A 16,995-nucleotide genomic window follows, 5' to 3' on the forward strand; every position below is an offset into this window, starting at 1 on the left:
ATCTCGAGAAGATCGCTCAGAGCGCGAGCTCGGCCTTGGCCAGCTCCTCGACGTTCACGTCCTTGAACGTCACCACGCGCACCGACTTCACGAACCGCGCCGAGCGGTACACGTCCCACACCCAGGCGTCCCCGAGCCGCAGCTCGAAGTACACCTCGCCCGCGGCGGACCGCACCTGGAGGTCGACCTGGTTGGCCAGGTAGAACCGGCGTTCGGTCTCCACCACATAGGCGAACAGGCCCACCACGTCGCGGTACTCGCGATAGAGCGCTAGCTCCATCTCCGTCTCGTAGTTCTCGAGGTCTTCAGCGCTCACAGCGACATCATCCCACCGACGCCGCTGTTCCGGGCAGGTTCCAGGACCTGCGGTGCTGTGGCGTGGGCCCGTGCAGGCCCAGGGCGTCCATGTGCGCCTTCGCGCTGTAGCCCTTGTTCTGGTCCCACGCGTACTCGGGATGCCGCTGCGCGAGCTCGACCAGGATCGCGTCGCGCTCCACCTTGGCCAGCACGCTCGCCGCCGCCACGGAGGTGCAGGTCATGTCGGCCTTGATCAGCGTCCGCACCGCCGGCTCCGGCAGGTCGTCCTCCGGGGCGTCCGCCGCGGCGAACAGGTCGAGCGCCGGGGTGGACAGCCAGTTGTGCTTGCCGTCCAGCACCACGACGTCGACGTCGCCGCACACCTGCCGCACCTGCGCCAGGGCGCGGCGCCCGGCCAGGCGGAGCGCGGCGATGATTCCCACCTCGTCGATCTCGGCCGGTCCCGCGTGCCCCACGCCCCAGGCGACGGCCCAGCGCCGGACGGCGGGCGCGATGGTCTCGCGCGCGCCCGGCGTGAGCAGCTTGGAGTCGGCGACGCCCTTGGGCCCGGTGCGCGTCGTGGCGTCGACCACCACGACGCCCACGCTGACCGGACCGGCCAGCGCCCCGCGCCCGACCTCGTCCATGCCCGCCACGAGGCGGGCGCCCGAGGCGAGGAGCGCCCTCTCCTGCCGCAGCGTGGGCACCTTGCGCACCGCCTACTTCCCCGCGGGCGGGGCGTCCGGGACGCCGGCGAAGACGTCGCTCGGGTTGCTGTGCCAGTCCAGGCGGTCCAGGGGCCACACGGTCGCGAACGCGGTGCCCACGACGTTGTCGACGGGCACGAAGCCGCCGCCCGGCTTGCCGCGGTTGTAGCGCGAGTCCTGGGAGTTCTGGCGGTTGTCACCCATCACCCAGAGCATCCCGTCCGGCACGGTGACGTCGAACGGGTCCTGGCTCGGCACCGAACCGGGCTTGATGTACGTCTCGTCGAGCGGCGTGCCGTTGACCGACACGCGGCCCTCGGCGTCGCAGCAGACGACCTTGTCGCCGGGCAGGCCGATCAGGCGCTTGATGAGGTGGTCGCCGGTGTCCTGCGGCAGCAGGCCGACGGTCGTCAGGAACGACACGGCCGCGTCACCCACCGGGCCGCGCTCCGGCGGCACGTACGGCGGCAGCCAGTCGCCCGGGTCCACGAAGACGACGATGTCCCCGTGCTTGAGGTCGAACGGGCCGGGCGTCAGCCGCGACGCCATGACCCGGTCGCCCTCGGTCAGCGTGTCCTCCATGGACGCGCTCGGGATGTAGAACGGCTGGACCAGCAGCGTCTTGATCAGCCACGACAGGACCAGCGCGCTGACCACGATGATCCCGATCTCCTTGAGCATCGCGAGGACGCCCGACTGCTGCCGGCGCGGCTCACGACCGTGCGCGGCGCCACCCTGCCGATGTGCCCCGCTGTTTCCCCACGGATCCTCTGAGCTCAACGGCGTCCCATCGATAGGGGTGGGCGGTGCCACCCGGTCGAAACTCGTCACGTGCCTAACTCTGTCACCTCTCAGGGCCCCCGGCGAAATAGTCGGGCGGTCGAACATCCAACCTGCCGGACATCCCCACGAACCCCTCCGGGAACGACATCGGCCGCCACCCTCGGTGGACGAGGGCGGCGGCCGATGTCAGTGGAGCGCCGGAGCGCTCAGAACGCTCAGTTCTCGCGCTTCTCGCGGATCTTCGCCTTCTTGCCGCGCAGCTCGCGCAGGTAGTACAGCTTGGCGCGACGGACGTCACCGCGGGTGACGACCTCGACCGACTCGATGGTCGGCGCGTGCAGCGGGAACTTGCGCTCCACGCCCACACCGAAGCTGACCTTGCGGACGGCGAAGGTCTCGCCGATCCCGCCGCCGTGGCGGGAGATGACGACGCCCTGGAACGCCTGGACGCGGGAGCGGTTGCCCTCGACGACCTTGACGTTGACCTTGACGGTGTCACCGGCACGGAAGGCCGGGATGTCGGACCGCAGCGAGGCTGCGCCGATGTTGTCGAGCTTCTGCATCGTTCTCTCCGGGCCTGCCACAGGTCAGGCGCGAATCTCGTGGGCCCCGCACCGGCCGGACGGCCGTCAGGGTCCCGAAAGGGTGTGGATGGTGGTGCGGCTTGACCCGGTCGGGGGCGGTTGCCCGCCCCGGTCGTCCCCTGTGGCAGAGACCTGACCGGCGACGCACCAACGGGTAATTCTGCCATACGAACGGGCAGGCCAACCATCGGAGCGGGTGTGACCCGCGACCGCACGGGCCTCAGGCCCGCACGAGCCGCCCGTCGCCGTCCGGCCCCGGCACCCAGCCCAGCTCCGCGAGCAGCGCCAGGTCGTGCTTGTCCAGGCCCGCCACGTCCAGGGCGGCGATCATGTCCGGCCGCCGCGCCGCCGTCCGCTCCAGCGCGCGGTCCCGGCGCCAGCGCTCGATCTTCGCGTGGTGCCCCGACAGCAGCACCTCGGGGATCTCCAGCTCGGCCCACGACGGTGGCTTGGTGTACACGGGGTACTCCAGCAGGCCCGCGGCGCCGTGCGACTCCTCGACCAGCGAGTCCGGGTTGCCGACCATGCCGGGGATGAGCCGGGCCACGGCCTCGATCATCACGAGCGACGCGACCTCGCCGCCGTTGAGCACGTAGTCGCCGATCGACAGCTCGTGCACGGTGACCCCGGCGTCGCGGTAGTGCTCGGCGACGCGCGCGTCGATGCCCTCGTAGCGCCCGCACGCGAACACGAGCTGCTCCGCCGAGGCGAGGGCCTCGGCGTGCCGCTGCGTGAACACCTCGCCCGACGGCGTCGGCACGATCAGGTGCGCGCCCGCCGCGTCGCCGTCCAGCACGTCGTCGACCGCCAGCCCCCACACGTCGGGGCGCATGACCATGCCGGCTCCCCCGCCGAACGGGGTGTCGTCGACGGTGCGGTGCCGGTCCGTGGTCCAGTCGCGCAGGTCGTGCACGCGGAGGTCGAGCAGGCCGCGCTGCCGCGCCTTGCCCACCAGCGACAGGTCGAGCACGGACAGGTAGTCCGGGAAGATCGAGATCACGTCGACGCGCACGTCAGGCGTCTCCCCGGTCGTCGTCGGCACGGTCGTCATCGGCACGGTCGACGACGGCGGCGTCGGCGTCGCGGGCCAGCAGCCCGCCGGGCGGGGTCAGCACCACGCGGCCGCCCGGGACGTCGACCACGGGCACGATCGCCAGGACGAACGGCACCAGCGTGCGGGTCGTGCCGCCGTCGGGCAGGTCCTCCTCGATCAGGAGCGCCTCGTGGGCGGGCTGGTACTCCAGGGTGACGACCTTGCCGACGACGGTGCCGTCCTCGAGCTCCACGCGCAGCCCCGCGAGCTCGTGCGGGTACCAGGCGTCCTCCTCGTCGGAGGCATCGGCCTCGACAACGAGCTCGGTGCCGCGCAGCTCCTCCGCGGCGTTCCGGTCGGCGACCTCGGCGAAGGTGACCAGCCAGCGGCCCTGGTGCTCACGCGCCCGGGTGACCGTCAGGGGTCCGGCGTCGGCGGGCACCGTCCCGAGCCGCTCGCCGATCGCGAGCCGGGACTCGGGGTCGTCCGTGCGCAGGTCGAGGGCGACCTCGCCCTTGAGCCCGTGCGCCTTGCCGACGCGGGCCACGGTCAGCTGCATGTCACTCCTCGAAGGTGAAGGTGGGTCTCGACAAGCTCGACCAGCGGATGGGGAGCTCGACCAGCGGAGGGGAAATGAGCGAGGCCCGGTCCGCGTACGGACCGGGCCTCGTCGTCGTGCTGGGTGCTGAAGGATCAGCGCCGGTCGACGTCCACGACGTCGACCCGCACCGGGCCCTCGGTGGCGAGCGCACCGATCACGGTGCGCAGTGCGCGCGCCGTGCGACCACCGCGGCCGATGACCCGGCCGAGGTCGTCAGGGTGCACACGGACCTCGAGCAGGTCACCACGGCGCAGCGTCTTCGCGGACACCCGGACGTCGTCCGGGTTGTCCACGATGCCGCGCACCAGGTGCTCGAGGGCCTCCGAGAGCATCAGGCCTCGTCGCCCTCAGCGGCCTCGGCCGGAGCCTCGGCGGCAGCGGCGGCGGCCTTCTCGGCAGCCTTCGCCTTGGCCTTCTCGGCGTCGGCGCTCACGGCCTCGATCGCGGCGGCGGCGTCAGCCTTCTCGCCCTTGACCTTCAGGGTGCCCTCGGCACCCGGCAGGCCCTTGAACTTCTGCCAGTCACCGGTCACCTTGAGCAGAGCGGCGACCTGCTCGGTCGGCTGCGCGCCGACACCGAGCCAGTACTGCGCGCGCTCCGACTTGATCTCGATGAGCGACGGCTCCTCGGTCGGGTGGTACTTGCCGATCTCCTCGATCGCACGGCCGTCGCGCTTGACGCGCGAGTCCATGACGACGACGCGGTAGTACGGGGCCCGGATCTTGCCGAGGCGCTTGAGACGAATCTTGACAGCCACGAAGTGGTCTCTCCTGGTTCTGATGGGATGGTCCCGAGCACCGCGACGTGGGGTGAAGCAGTGGGTGGGACCGGGACACGACCTGACCGGGTGAGAGGGGTCCGGGCATGCCGAGTACCTGCATATTGTGCCAGACGCCGAGAGGCCCCACCAACCGCGTGTGCGTCACACGGGCCGTCAGTGCGCGGTCGGGTAGACCACGCCGCGCAGCACCACCGCGGTGGGGTGCCGGAGCACCTCGATGTCCTCGCGCGGGTCGGCCGGGTAGACCACGAGGTCCGCGCTGGACCCCTCGACCACGGCACCGAAGCCCAGGTAGTCGCGGGCGCGCCAGGACGCCATGGCCACGACCTCCGCCGCGGGGATGCCGGCCGCGACCAGCTCGGCGCACTCGTCCGCGATGCGGCCGTGCGAGATGGTGCCGCCCGCGTCCGTGCCGACCAGCAGCTGCACCCCGGCGTCGTACAGGTCCCGGACCTGCTGGTAGCGGCGCGCGTACATGCCGCGCATCCGCTCCGCGTAGACCGGGTACTTGCCGTCGGCCTGGGCCGCGATGCTCTCGAACTGCCCCACCTGCAGCAGGGTCGGCGTGACGGCGATGCCGCGCCGGGCAGCCTCCGCCATGTGCTCCGCGGTCATGCCGGTGCCGTGCTCGATGCAGTCGACCCCCACCGCCAGCAGGGTGTCGATCGTCTCGGTCGCGAAGGCGTGCACGGTCACGCGGGCCGCCTCGGCGTGCGCCACGGCCACGGCCTCGCGGAGCACGTCCTCGGGCCACAGCTGCCGCAGGTCGCCGTCGGCCCCGAGCGTGCGGTCGATCCAGTCGCCCACGAGCTTGACCCAGCCGTCGCCGCGCCGGGCCTGCGTGCGCACCGCCTCGGGGAGCTGATCCGGGGAGTCGAGCTCCAGCCCGTAGTCGCGCAGGTACCGCTTGGGCCGCGCCAGGTGCATGCCCGCCCGCAGCAGGTGCGGCAGGTCGGTGCGCCCGTGCACCCACACGGTGTCCAGCGGCGAGCCGGCGTCACGGATCAGCAGCACGCCCGAGTCGCGGTCGGCCACGGCCTGCTTCTCGGCCTCCTCCGGGGAGACGGCGCCGTCGGCCGCGAGCCCGATGTGGCAGTGCACGTCGACCAGGCCGGGCAGCGCCCAGCCCTCCAGCACCCGCATGTTGGTGCCCTGGGCCGACGGCCGGGTGAGGCTGACCCGTCCGCCGCGGACCCACAGCTCCTCGGCCTCGCGGTCGTCACCGAGCAGGATGCGCCCGCGGATCACCGCGGTCGGACCTTCCAGCGCAGACATGCGGCTCCTTCGCTCTACCCGTCACCCTGTGGACCTGTCCCCTGCCGTGCCCCAGCCACCTGCCCGCCCCGGCGTCCTCGCCGGCCCCGCACCACCCGCGCAGGGTCCGGCTCACCGACCCGGGAACTCACCGACCCAGGAACTTCTCCAGGCCCGGGGGCAGCTCGATGCTGTTCAGGTCGGGTGCCTCGTCGCCCTGCTTGGGGCCGACGCCGAAGGCCGAGCCGGCGGGTGCCGCGGGCTTGGCGGGGCCGCCGCCGAGGGCGCGCTGCATGGCGTCCTTCTCCTGCTGCGCGCGCTTGGCCGGGTTACCGGACTTGCCCTTCTTGCCCTTCTTGGGGGGCTGCGTCTTGCCGCGCGACTTCTTGCCCATGCCCATGCCGGGGCCGCCGGGCATCGCGGGCATGCCGCCCGGGCCCATGCCGCCGCCCTTGGCCATCTGCCGCATCATCTTCTGGGCGTTGTCGAACCGCTCCAGGAGCTGGTTGATGGCCGTGGTCGTGGTGCCGGCACCCTTGGCGATGCGCGCGCGGCGTGAGCCGTTGATGATCTTGGGGTTGTCGCGCTCGGCCGGCGTCATCGAGTGGATGATCGCCTCGATGCGGCCCACCTCGCGCTCGTCGAACTGGTCGAGCTGGTCGCGCATCTGGGCCATGCCCGGCAGCATGCCGAGCATCTTCTTCATCGAGCCCATGTTCTTCAGCTGCTGCATCTGCACCAGGAAGTCCGCGAGCGTGAAGTCCTGGCCGCTGGCGAGCTTGCCCGCCATCTTCTCGGCCTGCTCGGCGTCGAAGGTCTTCTCGGCCTGCTCGATGAGGGTGAGCACGTCACCCATGTCGAGGATGCGGCTCGCCATGCGGTCCGGGTGGAAGACCTCGAAGTCCGTCAGCTTCTCGCCCGTGGAAGCGAACATGATGGGTCGGCCGGTCACCTTGGCGACCGACAGCGCGGCGCCACCGCGGGCGTCGCCGTCGAGCTTCGAGAGCACGACGCCGGTGAAGTCGACGCCGTCGGCGAAGGCCTTGGCGGTGTTCACCGCGTCCTGGCCGATCATCGCGTCGATGACGAACAGGACCTCGTCCGGGTTCACGGCGGCGCGGATGTCCGCGGCCTGCTGCATGAGCACCTGGTCGATGCCGAGGCGGCCGGCGGTGTCCACGATCACGACGTCGTGCTGGCGCTCCTTGGCGAACGCGACACCGTCGCGCGCCACGCCCACCGGGTCGCCGATCAGCGGCGCGTCGGCCGCGGGATCGTCGGCCGCGGAGGTGTTGCCCGGGTGCGGCGCGAACACCGGCACGCCGGCGCGCTCGGCCACCACGGACAGCTGGGTCACGGCGTTGGGGCGCTGCAGGTCGGCGGCGACCAGCAGGGGCGTGTGGCCCTGGCCCTTCAGGGCGTGCGCGAGCTTGCCCGCCAGCGTGGTCTTACCGGCACCCTGCAGACCCGCGAGCATGATGACCGTGGGCGGCGTCTTGGCCAGCGTCAGCGGGCGCGTGGCCCCGCCGAGGATGTCGACGAGCTCCTCGTTGACGATCTTGACGACCTGCTGGGCGGGGTTGAGCGCACCGGAGACCTCGGACGACAGCGCGCGCTCGCGCACCGCGCCGGTGAACTCGCGCACCACGGGCACCGCGACGTCGGCGTCGAGGAGGGCGCGGCGGATCTCCCGCACGGTCGCGTCGATGTCCGCCTCGGAGAGACGGCCCCGCGTGCGCAGGTTCTTGAACGTCGAGGTAAGCCGGTCGGACAGGGAGTTGAACACGGACACAGCCTAATAGAGTCGGACGGTCACGGGTTCATCGGCGCAGCGCGAGACGCGCCCGCTCGGTCAGCCCGTCCACGAGCTGCGCGCGCCAGCCCGTCCACGCCTTGGGCCCCAGCGACGTGGTGTCCGCCTCGGTCAGCGAGCGGAGCACGTCGAGCAGGTCCCGCCGGTGGTCCACGGCCTCCAGCAGCGTGGCGAGCGTGTCCGGGTCGTCGGGGTCGGCCCGGGTGGCCAGGTCGGCGAGCGTGAGGTGGTGGCGCACCAGCCGCGTGACGTCCTCGACCACGTCGGGCGCGAAGCCCGCGCGGTTCAGGATGCCGGGGACCAGGCGGGCGCCCTCGACGGAGTGGTCGGCGGCGCCGCGCACCTTGCCGATGTCGTGCAGCAGGGCGGAGAGCAGCAGCAGGTCGCCGGAGCCGTGCCCGGCGCCGTTCGGGGTGTCGGGGAGCCGGCGGCGCAGCCGGGAGGCCACGGCGGCCGTCTCGACGAGGTGCCGGTCCACCGTGTGCCGGTGGATGGCGGCACGCTGGGGCCGGTTGCGCACGTCGGCCCACTCGGGGATCCACGAGGTGACGACGCCGGCGAGGTCGAGCGCCTCCCAGACCGGCACCTGGGCCGGCCCGGCCGAGAGCAGCGTGAGCAGGCTCTCGCGCGCGGCGGGCGGCCACGGCTCGGGCAGGGGCGGGGACTGCTCCAGGCTGCGGATGGTCACGGGCGAGAGCACGAGCCCGGTCCGGGCCGCGGTGGCCGCGGCCCGCAGGGGCAGCAGCGCGTCGGACGCCGGGCGGGTGCCGACGCCGAGCACGAGCTCGCCGTCGTGCTCCACGAGGCCATCGCCGACGGAGCGCAGGCGGGGCGGCGTGCGCCGGCCGCGGACCATGATCGGCTTGCCCACGCCCACGGGACGCGACAGGGCCTGCCGGGCGTGCCGGATCGTGGTGTCCAGCGCGTAGGAGATCACGCGGCCCGACTCGGCGAGTCCGGCCAGGAGCTCGTCGCCGTCGTCGTACCCGGTGCGCTCGGCGACGTCCTCGAGATCGGCCAGCAGCAGACGGCTGGTGCGGCGCCGGGTGACCACCTGCAGGGTGTCGCGCACGTCGAGGAGGTGCGTGTAGGCGGCGTCGACCGCGCCGTGCGGGCGGTCGGTGAGCCAGGTGGCGGCCAGCGCGGAGAGCAGGATCGCGTCGCGCATGCCGCCGCGGGCCTCCTTGAGGTCCGGCTCGATGAGGTAGGCCAGCTCCCCCGCGCGCTGCGCGCGGTCGCGGGTGGAGGTGATGAGCTCGGGCAGGCGGCGCCGCGCGGCCGCGCGCCAGTCGGTCAGCACGGCCGAGGCCGCGCGGTGCACGACGACGGCGTCGCCGGCCACGGCCCGCACGCTGAGCCAGCCGATCACGGCCGGGAGGTCGCTGGCCGCGACCTGGCGGGACTGGCTCAGGGACCGCACGGCGTGGTCGAGGTCCACGCCCGAGTCCCACAGCGGGTACCAGAGGCGTTCGGCCACCTGCCGCAGCTCGTCGGCGCCGTGGGTGCGCCCGTCGTGCACGAGCACGAGGTCGAGGTCGCTGAGCGGGCCGAGCTCCCCGCGGCCCAGGCTGCCGACGGCCGCCAGGGCGATGCCCGACGGGTCGACGTCCCTGGTCGCCTCCGCGAACAGGTCGCCGAGGCGTTCGGTCACCCGCTGCCCGACGGCGGACCGCCGGGCGAGGCCCGAACGGCCGGGTCCCGTGAGGTCGGTGGCGATCTTGAGGAGCTCGTCGCGGAGGCCCCGCACCCCGGCCGGGGGGTGCGGGGCCTCCGCCTGCTCCCGGGTGCCCTCGGGCACCGGGTCAGTTGTCATGCGTCGTCGAGAGCCCCCGGGATCAGAGCGCGGCGTCGCCGTGCTCGCCGGTACGCACGCGGGCCACGTCCTCGACCGGGACGACCCACACCTTGCCGTCGCCGATCTTGCCGGTCTGGGCCGCGCCCACGATCGCCTCGGTCACCGCGGCGACGTCCTCGTCCGAGACGAGCACCTCGACGCGGACCTTCGGGACCAGGTCCACGGTGTACTCCGCACCGCGGTAGACCTCGGTGTGGCCCTTCTGTCGGCCGTAGCCGCTGGCCTCGCTCACGGTCATACCGCGCACCCCGGCACCTTCCAACGCCGTCTTCACGTCGTCGAGGCGGTGGGGCTGGATGACACCCGTGACAAGCTTCATGCGCTGCCTCCTAAGCAGTCGGGTAGCTGGACCGTAGTACGGTCAGCGCACCTCGGTGATGGTGGAGCCGGAGTTCTCGTACGCCGTCTCGCCGTGGACCGCGAGGTCGATGCCGCTGACCTCGGCCTCCTCGGAGACGCGCCAGCCCAGGGTGGCCTTGAGCGCCAGGCCGATGATGTAGGTGAGCACGAAGCTGTAGACGACGGCGACCAGCGCGGCGACGATCTGGGTGAGCAGCTGCGTGACGCCGCCACCGTAGAAGAGGCCGTTGAGCGAGCCCTCGAAGTAGAAGGAGTCGTAGCGGCCGTTCGTGGCGAAGAAGCCGATCAGGATGGTGCCGACGAGGCCACCGACCAGGTGCACGCCGACGACGTCGAGCGAGTCGTCGTAGCCGAACTTGTACTTGAGGCCCACCGCGAGCGAGCACAGGACACCGGCGACGAGGCCGATGACGATGGCGCCCCACGAGTCCACCGTGCCGGCGGCCGGGGTGATGGCGACCAGACCGGCCACGACACCGGAGGCGGCACCCAGCGAGGTGGCGGCGCCGTCACGGAACTTCTCGGTGACCATCCAGGCGAGCATCGCGACGCCGGTGGCGACCAGCGTGTTGACCCAGGCGCGGCCGGCGGTGCCGTCGGCGGCGAGCTCGGAGCCCGCGTTGAAGCCGAACCAGCCGAACCACAGGAGAGCGGCGCCCAGCATGACGAACGGCAGGTTGTGGGGACGCATGGCCTCGGTGCCGAAGCCCTTGCGCTTGCCGATCACGAGGGCCAGGGCCAGGGCCGCGGCACCCGCGTTGATGTGGACCACGGTGCCACCGGCGAAGTCGATGGGCAGCGAGAGGGCCGAGGCGAGCCACCCGTCGGCGCCGAACATGCCGCCTCCCCAGACCCAGTGGGCCAGCGGGGCGTAGACGACGGTGACCCAGATGGCGCTGAAGACGATCCAGGTGCCGAACTTGACGCGGTCGGCGATCGCACCGGAGATGAGGGCCACCGTGATGATGGCGAACGTGGCCTGGAAGCCGGCGAAGACGAGGCCGGGGATGCCCATGGCCGTCGTCGGGCTGGCGGCGTTGTCGATCGTGAGGCCGATCAGGCCGGCCGGGTTGCCGATGAAGCCGGCGATGTCGGGGCCGAAGGCCAGGCCGTAGCCGTAGACGACCCAGATGAGACCGGCGACGCCCATCGAGGCGAAGCTCATCATCATCATGTTGAGGACACTCTTGCCCCGCACCATGCCGCCGTAGAAGAACGCCAGACCCGGCGTCATCAGCAGCACGAGCGAGGAGGCGGTGATCAGCCAGGCGGTGTTGCCCGTATCGAGCTCGAATTCCATCGCGGAAAATGCCTCTCTCCCCGGACCGGTCCTGGTGACTCGGCCCACCGCGACTACCGTCGCGGGCAGCCGTTACGCGGGGCCCGCATCGAGGTTACGGATGCGTGACGCAGCCGGGGAGCATGTAAACGTCTTATTTCGAGTCCCGGTTGGGCGAATTTTCCGACCCAACCGTGATCGGCCGGTTATTTGCCTGCCATGCGCTCGTAACGTGACGCTTACATGTACTTCTCACATGGTGGACGCCGACCATTGGCGTGCCATTAGAAAAGGCATTCCTGACCGGAGGTCAGCCCAGGATGCCGTCCACGAACTCCTCGACGTCGAACGGCGCCAGGTCGTCCGGACCCTCGCCGAGGCCGATGAGCTTGACCGGCACGCCGAGCTCCCGCTGCACCTGCACGACGATGCCGCCCTTGGCGGTCCCGTCGAGCTTGGTCAGCACGATGCCGGTCACGCCGGCGACCTCTGCGAAGACCCGGGCCTGCGAGAGCCCGTTCTGGCCGGTGGTCGCGTCCAGCACCAGCAGGACCTCGCTGGGCGCGGCGACCTTGCTGGAGACGCGCACGATCTTGCCGAGCTCGTCCATCAGGCCCGCCTTGTTCTGCAGGCGGCCCGCGGTGTCCACGAGCACGACGTCCGTCTTCTCGTCGCGCCCGCGCGCGACCGCCTCGAACGCGACCGACGCCGGGTCCGCGCCCTCGCGGTCCGAGCGCACCGTCTCGACGCCCACGCGGTTGCCCCAGGTGGTGAGCTGGTCCGCCGCCGCCGCGCGGAAGGTGTCGGCGGCCCCGAGCACCACGCTGCGGCCGTCGGCCACCAGCACGCGGGCCAGCTTGCCGACCGTCGTCGTCTTGCCCGTGCCGTTCACGCCCACCACGAGGGTGACCGCGGGCAGGTGCGTGCCGTCCTCGGCGGTGCGCGGGTCGGTGTGCAGGGTGCGGTCCAGCTCCGGCTGCAGCAGCGTCACGAGCTCGGCGCGCAGCAGGTCGCGCACGGCGGCGGGCTCGCGCACGCCCAGCACGCGGACCTTGGTGCGCAGGGCGTCGAGCAGCTCCGTGGTGGGGCCGGCGCCGACGTCGGCCAGGAGGAGCTCCTCCTCGATCTCGTCCCAGTCGTCCTCCGTGAGGGAGTCCCGCGAGAGGACGGACAGCAGGCGGGCGCCCAGCGGCGAGCCCGACCGGGCCAGGCGGTCGCGCAGGCGCACCAGGCGACCGGCCGTGGGGGCGGGCCGCTCCAGCACGGGCGCGGCAGGCGCCGCGGGCTCTGCGGTGGCCGGCTCGGCCGTGGCGGGCTCGGCCGTGTCCGGCTCTGCCGTGGCGGACGGCGCCGTCGTCGTCCCGGCCGTCGACGAGGCGTCGCCCTGGTCCTCGGTGCGCCTCCGCCGGCGGGCCACGAGGACGCCGGCGAGGCCGCCACCGCCCGCGAGGACGACGACGGCGGAGATGATCTCGATCCAGGGAAGCTCGTTCACGCCCCAGATTCTTTCATCTCGCGGGGGCCGCCGTGGGAGCCGGCCCGGTGTCGGCTGCGTCACCGGACGGAGTTAGGGTCCCCTAATCTCCGCGTGTATGGTGACCTCGCCGAGAGAGCCCGAGCGCGACGACCGCGCCGCCTCAGACCCGCGGCCGTGCAGCATCCTTCCAAGAACCTGAGGAACAACCATGCCCCGCGCAGTTTTCGCCTCCCTCGCCCTCGTGGTGGGCGCCGCCCTGCTCACCGGCTGCGGCGGCACCGCCGACGCCGGCACCGGCGACAACAAGTCCAACGTCGCCACCGGCCAGGAGGGGTTCGACGACGTCCGCGAGCTCGCGGCCCAGCTCGGCACCGACGCGGCGCCGGGCGAGTTCCCGCGCACCGTGCGCAACCTCGTGGCCAACGAGGAGGTGGGCGAGACCGAGATCCCCGCCAAGCCGGAGCGCGTGATCGTGCTCGACACCGGCGAGCTCGACAACATGGTCTCCCTGGGCATCGAGCCGATCGGCATCGCGCACCCGGCGGACGCCGAGATGGCGCCTGACTACCTGGACGTCGGCGACGCCGTCGACCTGGGCGCCTACGACGCCCTGGACCTCGAGCAGATCAAGAACCTCGAGCCCGACCTGATCCTCGGCACGTCGCTGCGGATCGACGACGACGGCCTCAAGGCCAAGCTGCAGGACATCGCGCCGACCGTCCTGGCGCCGCGCCCCGGCGTGCTGTGGAAGGAGAACTTCCTGCTCAACGCCGCGGCCGTGGGCGAGGAGGAGCGCGCCCAGGAGCTGCTGGACGCCTACGAGGAGCGGGCCGGCGAGGTCGGCGCCGAGGTCGTGGAGGCGAACAACGGCGAGGCCCCGACCGTCTCCATGCTGCGGTTCATGGCCGGGCAGATCCGCCTGTACGCCAACGACTCGTTCGTCGGCATCATCCTGGCCGACGCCGGGCTGCCCCGGCCCGAGACCGAGGACATCGCCGACCTCGCCGTCGAGATCTCCGCGGAGGAGATCACGCTGGCCGAGGGCGACTGGCTGCTCTGGGGCACCTACGGCGAGCCCGACGCCACGGAGCAGGCCGCCGTCGTCGACGGCCCGCTGTGGGACCAGGTCCCCGCGGTCGCGAACGGCGGCGTCGTCCGCGAGGTGGCCGACGACACGTGGTACCTGGGTCTGGGCGTGACCGGGGCCGGGCTCGTGCTCGACGACCTGGAGACCATCGCCGCCGACCAGCGGTGAGCACGTCCCGGACCACGGCGGTCAGCAGGACCGCGGGCACCGCGGTCCTGCTGACCGCGCTCGTGCTGCTCGTCGTCGCGGCGCTGGCCGGCATCACGGTCGGCGCCCGCGTCCTGTCGCCGGCCGAGACCGTCGCGGGGCTGCTGGGCCACGACGGCGTGGCCGCGACCGTCATCTGGGAGCTGCGGCTGCCCCGGACCCTGCTCGGCCTGCTCGTGGGCGTCGCCCTCGGCGTGGCCGGGGTGCTCGCGCAGGCGGTCACCCGCAACCCCCTGGCCGACCCGGGGCTGCTCGGGATCTCCGCCGGCGGCGCCGTCGCGGTGGTCGCGGGCAGCGTGTTCCTCGGCCTCGGCGCGGGCACGCCCCGCGTGCTGCTCGCCCTGGCGGGCGCGGCACTGGCGACCGCCGCCGTGTACCTGTTCGCGAGCCGGTCGCCCGAGGGCCTCACGCCCGTGAACATGACGCTGGCCGGGATGGCCATGACGGCCTTCCTCGGCGCCGCCGTCTCGGCGACGGTGCTGCTCAGCGCCTCGACCATGGACCAGTACCGGTTCTGGGTCGTGGGCGCGCTGAACCTGCCGGACCCCGCCGTCCTGCTGCCGGCCCTCGTGCCCGCCGTGGTCGGGGCGGTCCTGGCGGTGGTCGTCTCCGGGTCGCTCAACGCGCTCGCCCTCGGCGACGACACCGCCGCGGCGCTCGGCGTCCCCGTCGTCCGCACCCGCCTGCTGGCGGGCGTTGCCGTGGTGCTGCTGTCGGGCACGGCGGTGGCGCTGGCCGGACCGATCGCCTTCGTGGGCCTGGTCATCCCGCACGCCGCCAGGGCCCTGGTCGGCACCGACGTGCGGCGCGTGCTCGCGCTCTCGGCGGTGCTGGGACCCCTGCTGCTGGTCACCGCCGACGTCGTCGGGCGGCTCGTCGCCCGCCCGGCAGAGGTCCAGGTCGGTGTGGTCACGGCGCTGCTCGGCACGCCCTTCTTCATCTGGCTGACCCGACGCGCGAAGGAGCGGGCCCGATGACCGCCACCGGCACCCGCACCCGCACCCGGAGCGGCGCCGCGCGCCGGCTGCTCCCCCGCCCCCGCCCGCGCCCGCGGGTGGTCGCCGCCGTGCTCGGGGCCCTGGTGCTCGTGGCGCTCGTGTCCGCGCTGGCCCTGAGCCTGGGCGACCAGGCCACGGCACCCGCCGCCCTCTGGCAGGCGCTGCGCGGCCTCGGGCCGGAGAACACGGTCTACGCCGTGCACGAGGTCCGGCTCCCCCGCGTGGTCCTCGCCCTCGCCGTCGGCACCGCGTTCGGCGTGGCCGGAGGGCTGAGCCAGAGCGTCCTGCGCAACCCGCTGGCCAGCCCCGACGTCCTGGGCATCAGCGCGGGCGCGTCGGTCGCGGTCGTGGCCGTCATCGCCGTCGGCTCCCTGGGCGGCCCCGTGGGCATCGTGCCGATCCCGGTCGCCGCCCTCGCGGGTGGCCTCGCCGCGGCGGGCCTGATCGCGCTGCTCGGCCGCGACGGCGCCCTGCGAGGCCGCCGCATCCTCCTGGTCGGCATCGCCCTGTCCGCCGCGCTGACGGCCCTGACGCAGTTCCTGCTGACGCGCATCGACGTCTACGACGCGCAGCGCTCGGCGGCCTGGCTCACCGGCAGCCTCAACGCGCGCGGCTGGGTCGAGGCGACGCCCGTCCTGGTGGGCCTGGCCGTGCTGCTGCCCGCGGCGCTCGTGCTGGCCCGCACCAACCGGGCCCTGCTGTTCGAGGACGAGGTCGTGGCCGGCTGGGGCGTGCGCCCGGGCCGTGCCCGCGGCGTCCTGCTGGTGATCGCGGTGTGCCTCGCGGCGCTCGCCACGTCGGCCGCCGGACCCGTCGCGTTCGTCGCCCTGGTGGCCGGGCAGGTGGCCCGCCGGGTCGCCGGCGTCCCCGACATCCCGCCCGTCCTGGCGGGGGCCGCCGGCGCGCTGCTCGTGCTGGTCGCGGACATCGTGGCGCGCACGGCGCTGCCCGTCCAGCTCCCCGTCGGCGTCCTGACCGGCCTGGTCGGCGCGCCCTACCTGCTCTACCTGCTCCAGCGCCGCCGCTCGACGAGAGGGACCCCCTGATGTCCACCACCGCCACGTCCGCGGCCCGCCTGCGGGCGGACGCCGTCACGCTGGGCTACGGCGACCGGACCGTCGTACGCGAGCTGTCGCTCGACGTCCCCGACCAGCAGGTCACCGTCATCGTGGGGCCCAACGCGTGCGGCAAGTCCACCCTGCTGCGCGGCCTCGCCCGCCTGATGCCTCCTGCGGGCGGCACGGTGCTGCTGGACGGCCGGGCGATCGCGGAGCAGCCCACCCGCGAGGTGGCGCGCGTCCTGGGCATGCTGCCCCAGTCCCCCGTGCCGCCCGAGGGGATCACCGTGCGGGACCTCGTGTCCCGCGGCCGCCACCCGCACCAGAGCTGGTGGCACCAGTGGGGCGACGGCGACACCGAGGCCGTCGAGGAGGCGCTGCGCGCCACCGGCACCGCGGAGCTCGCGGCGCGCGACGTCGACGAGCTGTCCGGCGGGCAGCGGCAGCGCGCCTGGATCGCGATGGCCGTGGCCCAGGAGACCGACCTGCTCCTGCTGGACGAGCCCACCACGTACCTCGACATGGCCCACCAGCTCGACGTCCTGGAGCTGGTCGCCACGCTCAACCGGGACCACGGCCGGACGGTGGTCATGGTGCTGCACGACCTCAACCTCGCGTGCCGGTATGCGCACCACATCGTGGCGATGCGCGACGGCGTGATCGTCGCGGAGGGGGCGCCCGGCGACGTCGTGACGCCCGAGCTGCTGCACGAGGTGTTCTCGGTCGAGGCGTCGGTCCTGACGGACCCGCGCACGGGTACGCCCGTGATCGTGCCCCACCGCACCGTGCAGGACTGAGGGCCGTGGTCCCGGGCCCGGTGG

General features: G+C 73.1%; 18 protein-coding genes. 4 read left to right on the plus strand and 14 right to left on the minus strand.

Annotation, left to right across the window (positions count from 1 at the left end):
* Window positions 1-16: 16 nt before the first annotated feature.
* The 14 genes from H291_RS0120305 to ftsY form a co-directional block, all read right to left on the minus strand.
* Window positions 17-316: a DUF2469 domain-containing protein gene (locus H291_RS0120305; RefSeq protein ID WP_020016858.1), complete on the minus strand. Its 300-nt coding sequence runs from the start codon at window positions 314-316 to the stop codon at window positions 17-19.
* 7 nt (window positions 317-323) lie between these two features.
* The gene (locus H291_RS34260; RefSeq protein WP_020016859.1) at window positions 324-1,013 is read right to left on the minus strand and encodes a ribonuclease HII; all 690 of its coding nucleotides are present in this window, start codon (window positions 1,011-1,013) and stop codon (window positions 324-326) included.
* A 3-nt stretch (window positions 1,014-1,016) separates the two neighbouring features.
* Window positions 1,017-1,784, minus strand: a complete 768-nt coding sequence (lepB, locus tag H291_RS34265) for a signal peptidase I (protein WP_232216127.1) — start codon at window positions 1,782-1,784, stop codon at window positions 1,017-1,019.
* 218 nt (window positions 1,785-2,002) lie between these two features.
* A complete protein-coding gene (rplS, locus tag H291_RS0120320) occupies window positions 2,003-2,350 on the minus strand; it encodes a 50S ribosomal protein L19 (RefSeq protein ID WP_020016861.1) in 348 nt (115 codons plus the stop codon).
* A 241-nt stretch (window positions 2,351-2,591) separates the two neighbouring features.
* Entirely contained in the window at window positions 2,592-3,383 is a 792-nt protein-coding gene (trmD, locus tag H291_RS0120325) for a tRNA (guanosine(37)-N1)-methyltransferase TrmD (RefSeq protein WP_033327534.1), read from the minus strand.
* Window position 3,384: 1 nt separating this feature from the next.
* A complete protein-coding gene (rimM, locus tag H291_RS0120330; protein WP_020016863.1) occupies window positions 3,385-3,963 on the minus strand; it encodes a ribosome maturation factor RimM in 579 nt (192 codons plus the stop codon).
* 134 nt (window positions 3,964-4,097) lie between these two features.
* On the minus strand, window positions 4,098-4,337 hold the full coding sequence (locus tag H291_RS0120335; RefSeq protein ID WP_020016864.1) for an RNA-binding protein: 240 nt from the start codon (window positions 4,335-4,337) through the stop codon (window positions 4,098-4,100).
* Window positions 4,337-4,762 (minus strand): 30S ribosomal protein S16, encoded by a 426-nt coding sequence (gene rpsP, locus H291_RS0120340; RefSeq protein ID WP_020016865.1) that lies wholly within the window; start codon window positions 4,760-4,762, stop codon window positions 4,337-4,339. The genes H291_RS0120335 and rpsP overlap by 1 nt, the downstream gene beginning before the upstream one ends.
* Before the next feature lie 177 nt (window positions 4,763-4,939).
* The gene (locus H291_RS0120345; protein WP_020016866.1) at window positions 4,940-6,061 is read right to left on the minus strand and encodes an amidohydrolase family protein; all 1,122 of its coding nucleotides are present in this window, start codon (window positions 6,059-6,061) and stop codon (window positions 4,940-4,942) included.
* A 127-nt stretch (window positions 6,062-6,188) separates the two neighbouring features.
* A complete protein-coding gene (gene ffh, locus H291_RS0120350) occupies window positions 6,189-7,826 on the minus strand; it encodes a signal recognition particle protein (protein WP_026365952.1) in 1,638 nt (545 codons plus the stop codon).
* Between the two features lie 34 nt (window positions 7,827-7,860).
* Window positions 7,861-9,666 (minus strand): HD domain-containing protein, encoded by a 1,806-nt coding sequence (locus tag H291_RS0120355; protein WP_026365953.1) that lies wholly within the window; start codon window positions 9,664-9,666, stop codon window positions 7,861-7,863.
* A 22-nt stretch (window positions 9,667-9,688) separates the two neighbouring features.
* Window positions 9,689-10,027 carry a P-II family nitrogen regulator gene (locus tag H291_RS0120360; RefSeq protein ID WP_020016869.1) on the minus strand — a complete coding sequence of 113 codons (339 nt, stop codon included), beginning with the start codon at window positions 10,025-10,027 and terminating at the stop codon, window positions 9,689-9,691.
* A 42-nt stretch (window positions 10,028-10,069) separates the two neighbouring features.
* Entirely contained in the window at window positions 10,070-11,368 is a 1,299-nt protein-coding gene (locus H291_RS0120365; RefSeq protein WP_020016870.1) for an ammonium transporter, read from the minus strand.
* Between the two features lie 289 nt (window positions 11,369-11,657).
* Window positions 11,658-12,842, minus strand: a complete 1,185-nt coding sequence (gene ftsY / locus H291_RS0120370; protein ID WP_020016871.1) for a signal recognition particle-docking protein FtsY — start codon at window positions 12,840-12,842, stop codon at window positions 11,658-11,660.
* Window positions 12,843-13,032: 190 nt separating this feature from the next.
* Between ftsY and H291_RS0120375 the strand changes: the two genes are divergently transcribed.
* The 4 genes from H291_RS0120375 to H291_RS0120390 are packed head-to-tail and all read left to right on the plus strand — an operon-like array spanning window position 13,033 to window position 16,971.
* Window positions 13,033-14,079 (plus strand): ABC transporter substrate-binding protein, encoded by a 1,047-nt coding sequence (locus H291_RS0120375; protein ID WP_020016872.1) that lies wholly within the window; start codon window positions 13,033-13,035, stop codon window positions 14,077-14,079.
* Window positions 14,076-15,095 (plus strand): FecCD family ABC transporter permease, encoded by a 1,020-nt coding sequence (locus H291_RS0120380; RefSeq protein ID WP_020016873.1) that lies wholly within the window; start codon window positions 14,076-14,078, stop codon window positions 15,093-15,095. Before H291_RS0120375 ends, H291_RS0120380 begins: the two co-directional genes overlap by 4 nt.
* Complete coding sequence (locus tag H291_RS0120385; RefSeq protein WP_020016874.1) at window positions 15,092-16,162, plus strand: FecCD family ABC transporter permease; 1,071 nt, start codon at window positions 15,092-15,094, stop codon at window positions 16,160-16,162. Before H291_RS0120380 ends, H291_RS0120385 begins: the two co-directional genes overlap by 4 nt.
* Complete coding sequence (locus H291_RS0120390; protein ID WP_020016875.1) at window positions 16,162-16,971, plus strand: ABC transporter ATP-binding protein; 810 nt, start codon at window positions 16,162-16,164, stop codon at window positions 16,969-16,971. Before H291_RS0120385 ends, H291_RS0120390 begins: the two co-directional genes overlap by 1 nt.
* The last annotated feature ends 24 nt before the right edge of the window (window positions 16,972-16,995 follow it).

The sequence above is a fragment of the Promicromonospora sukumoe 327MFSha3.1 genome (assembly GCF_000385135.1).
GTDB lineage: Bacteria > Actinomycetota > Actinomycetes > Actinomycetales > Cellulomonadaceae > Promicromonospora > Promicromonospora sukumoe_B.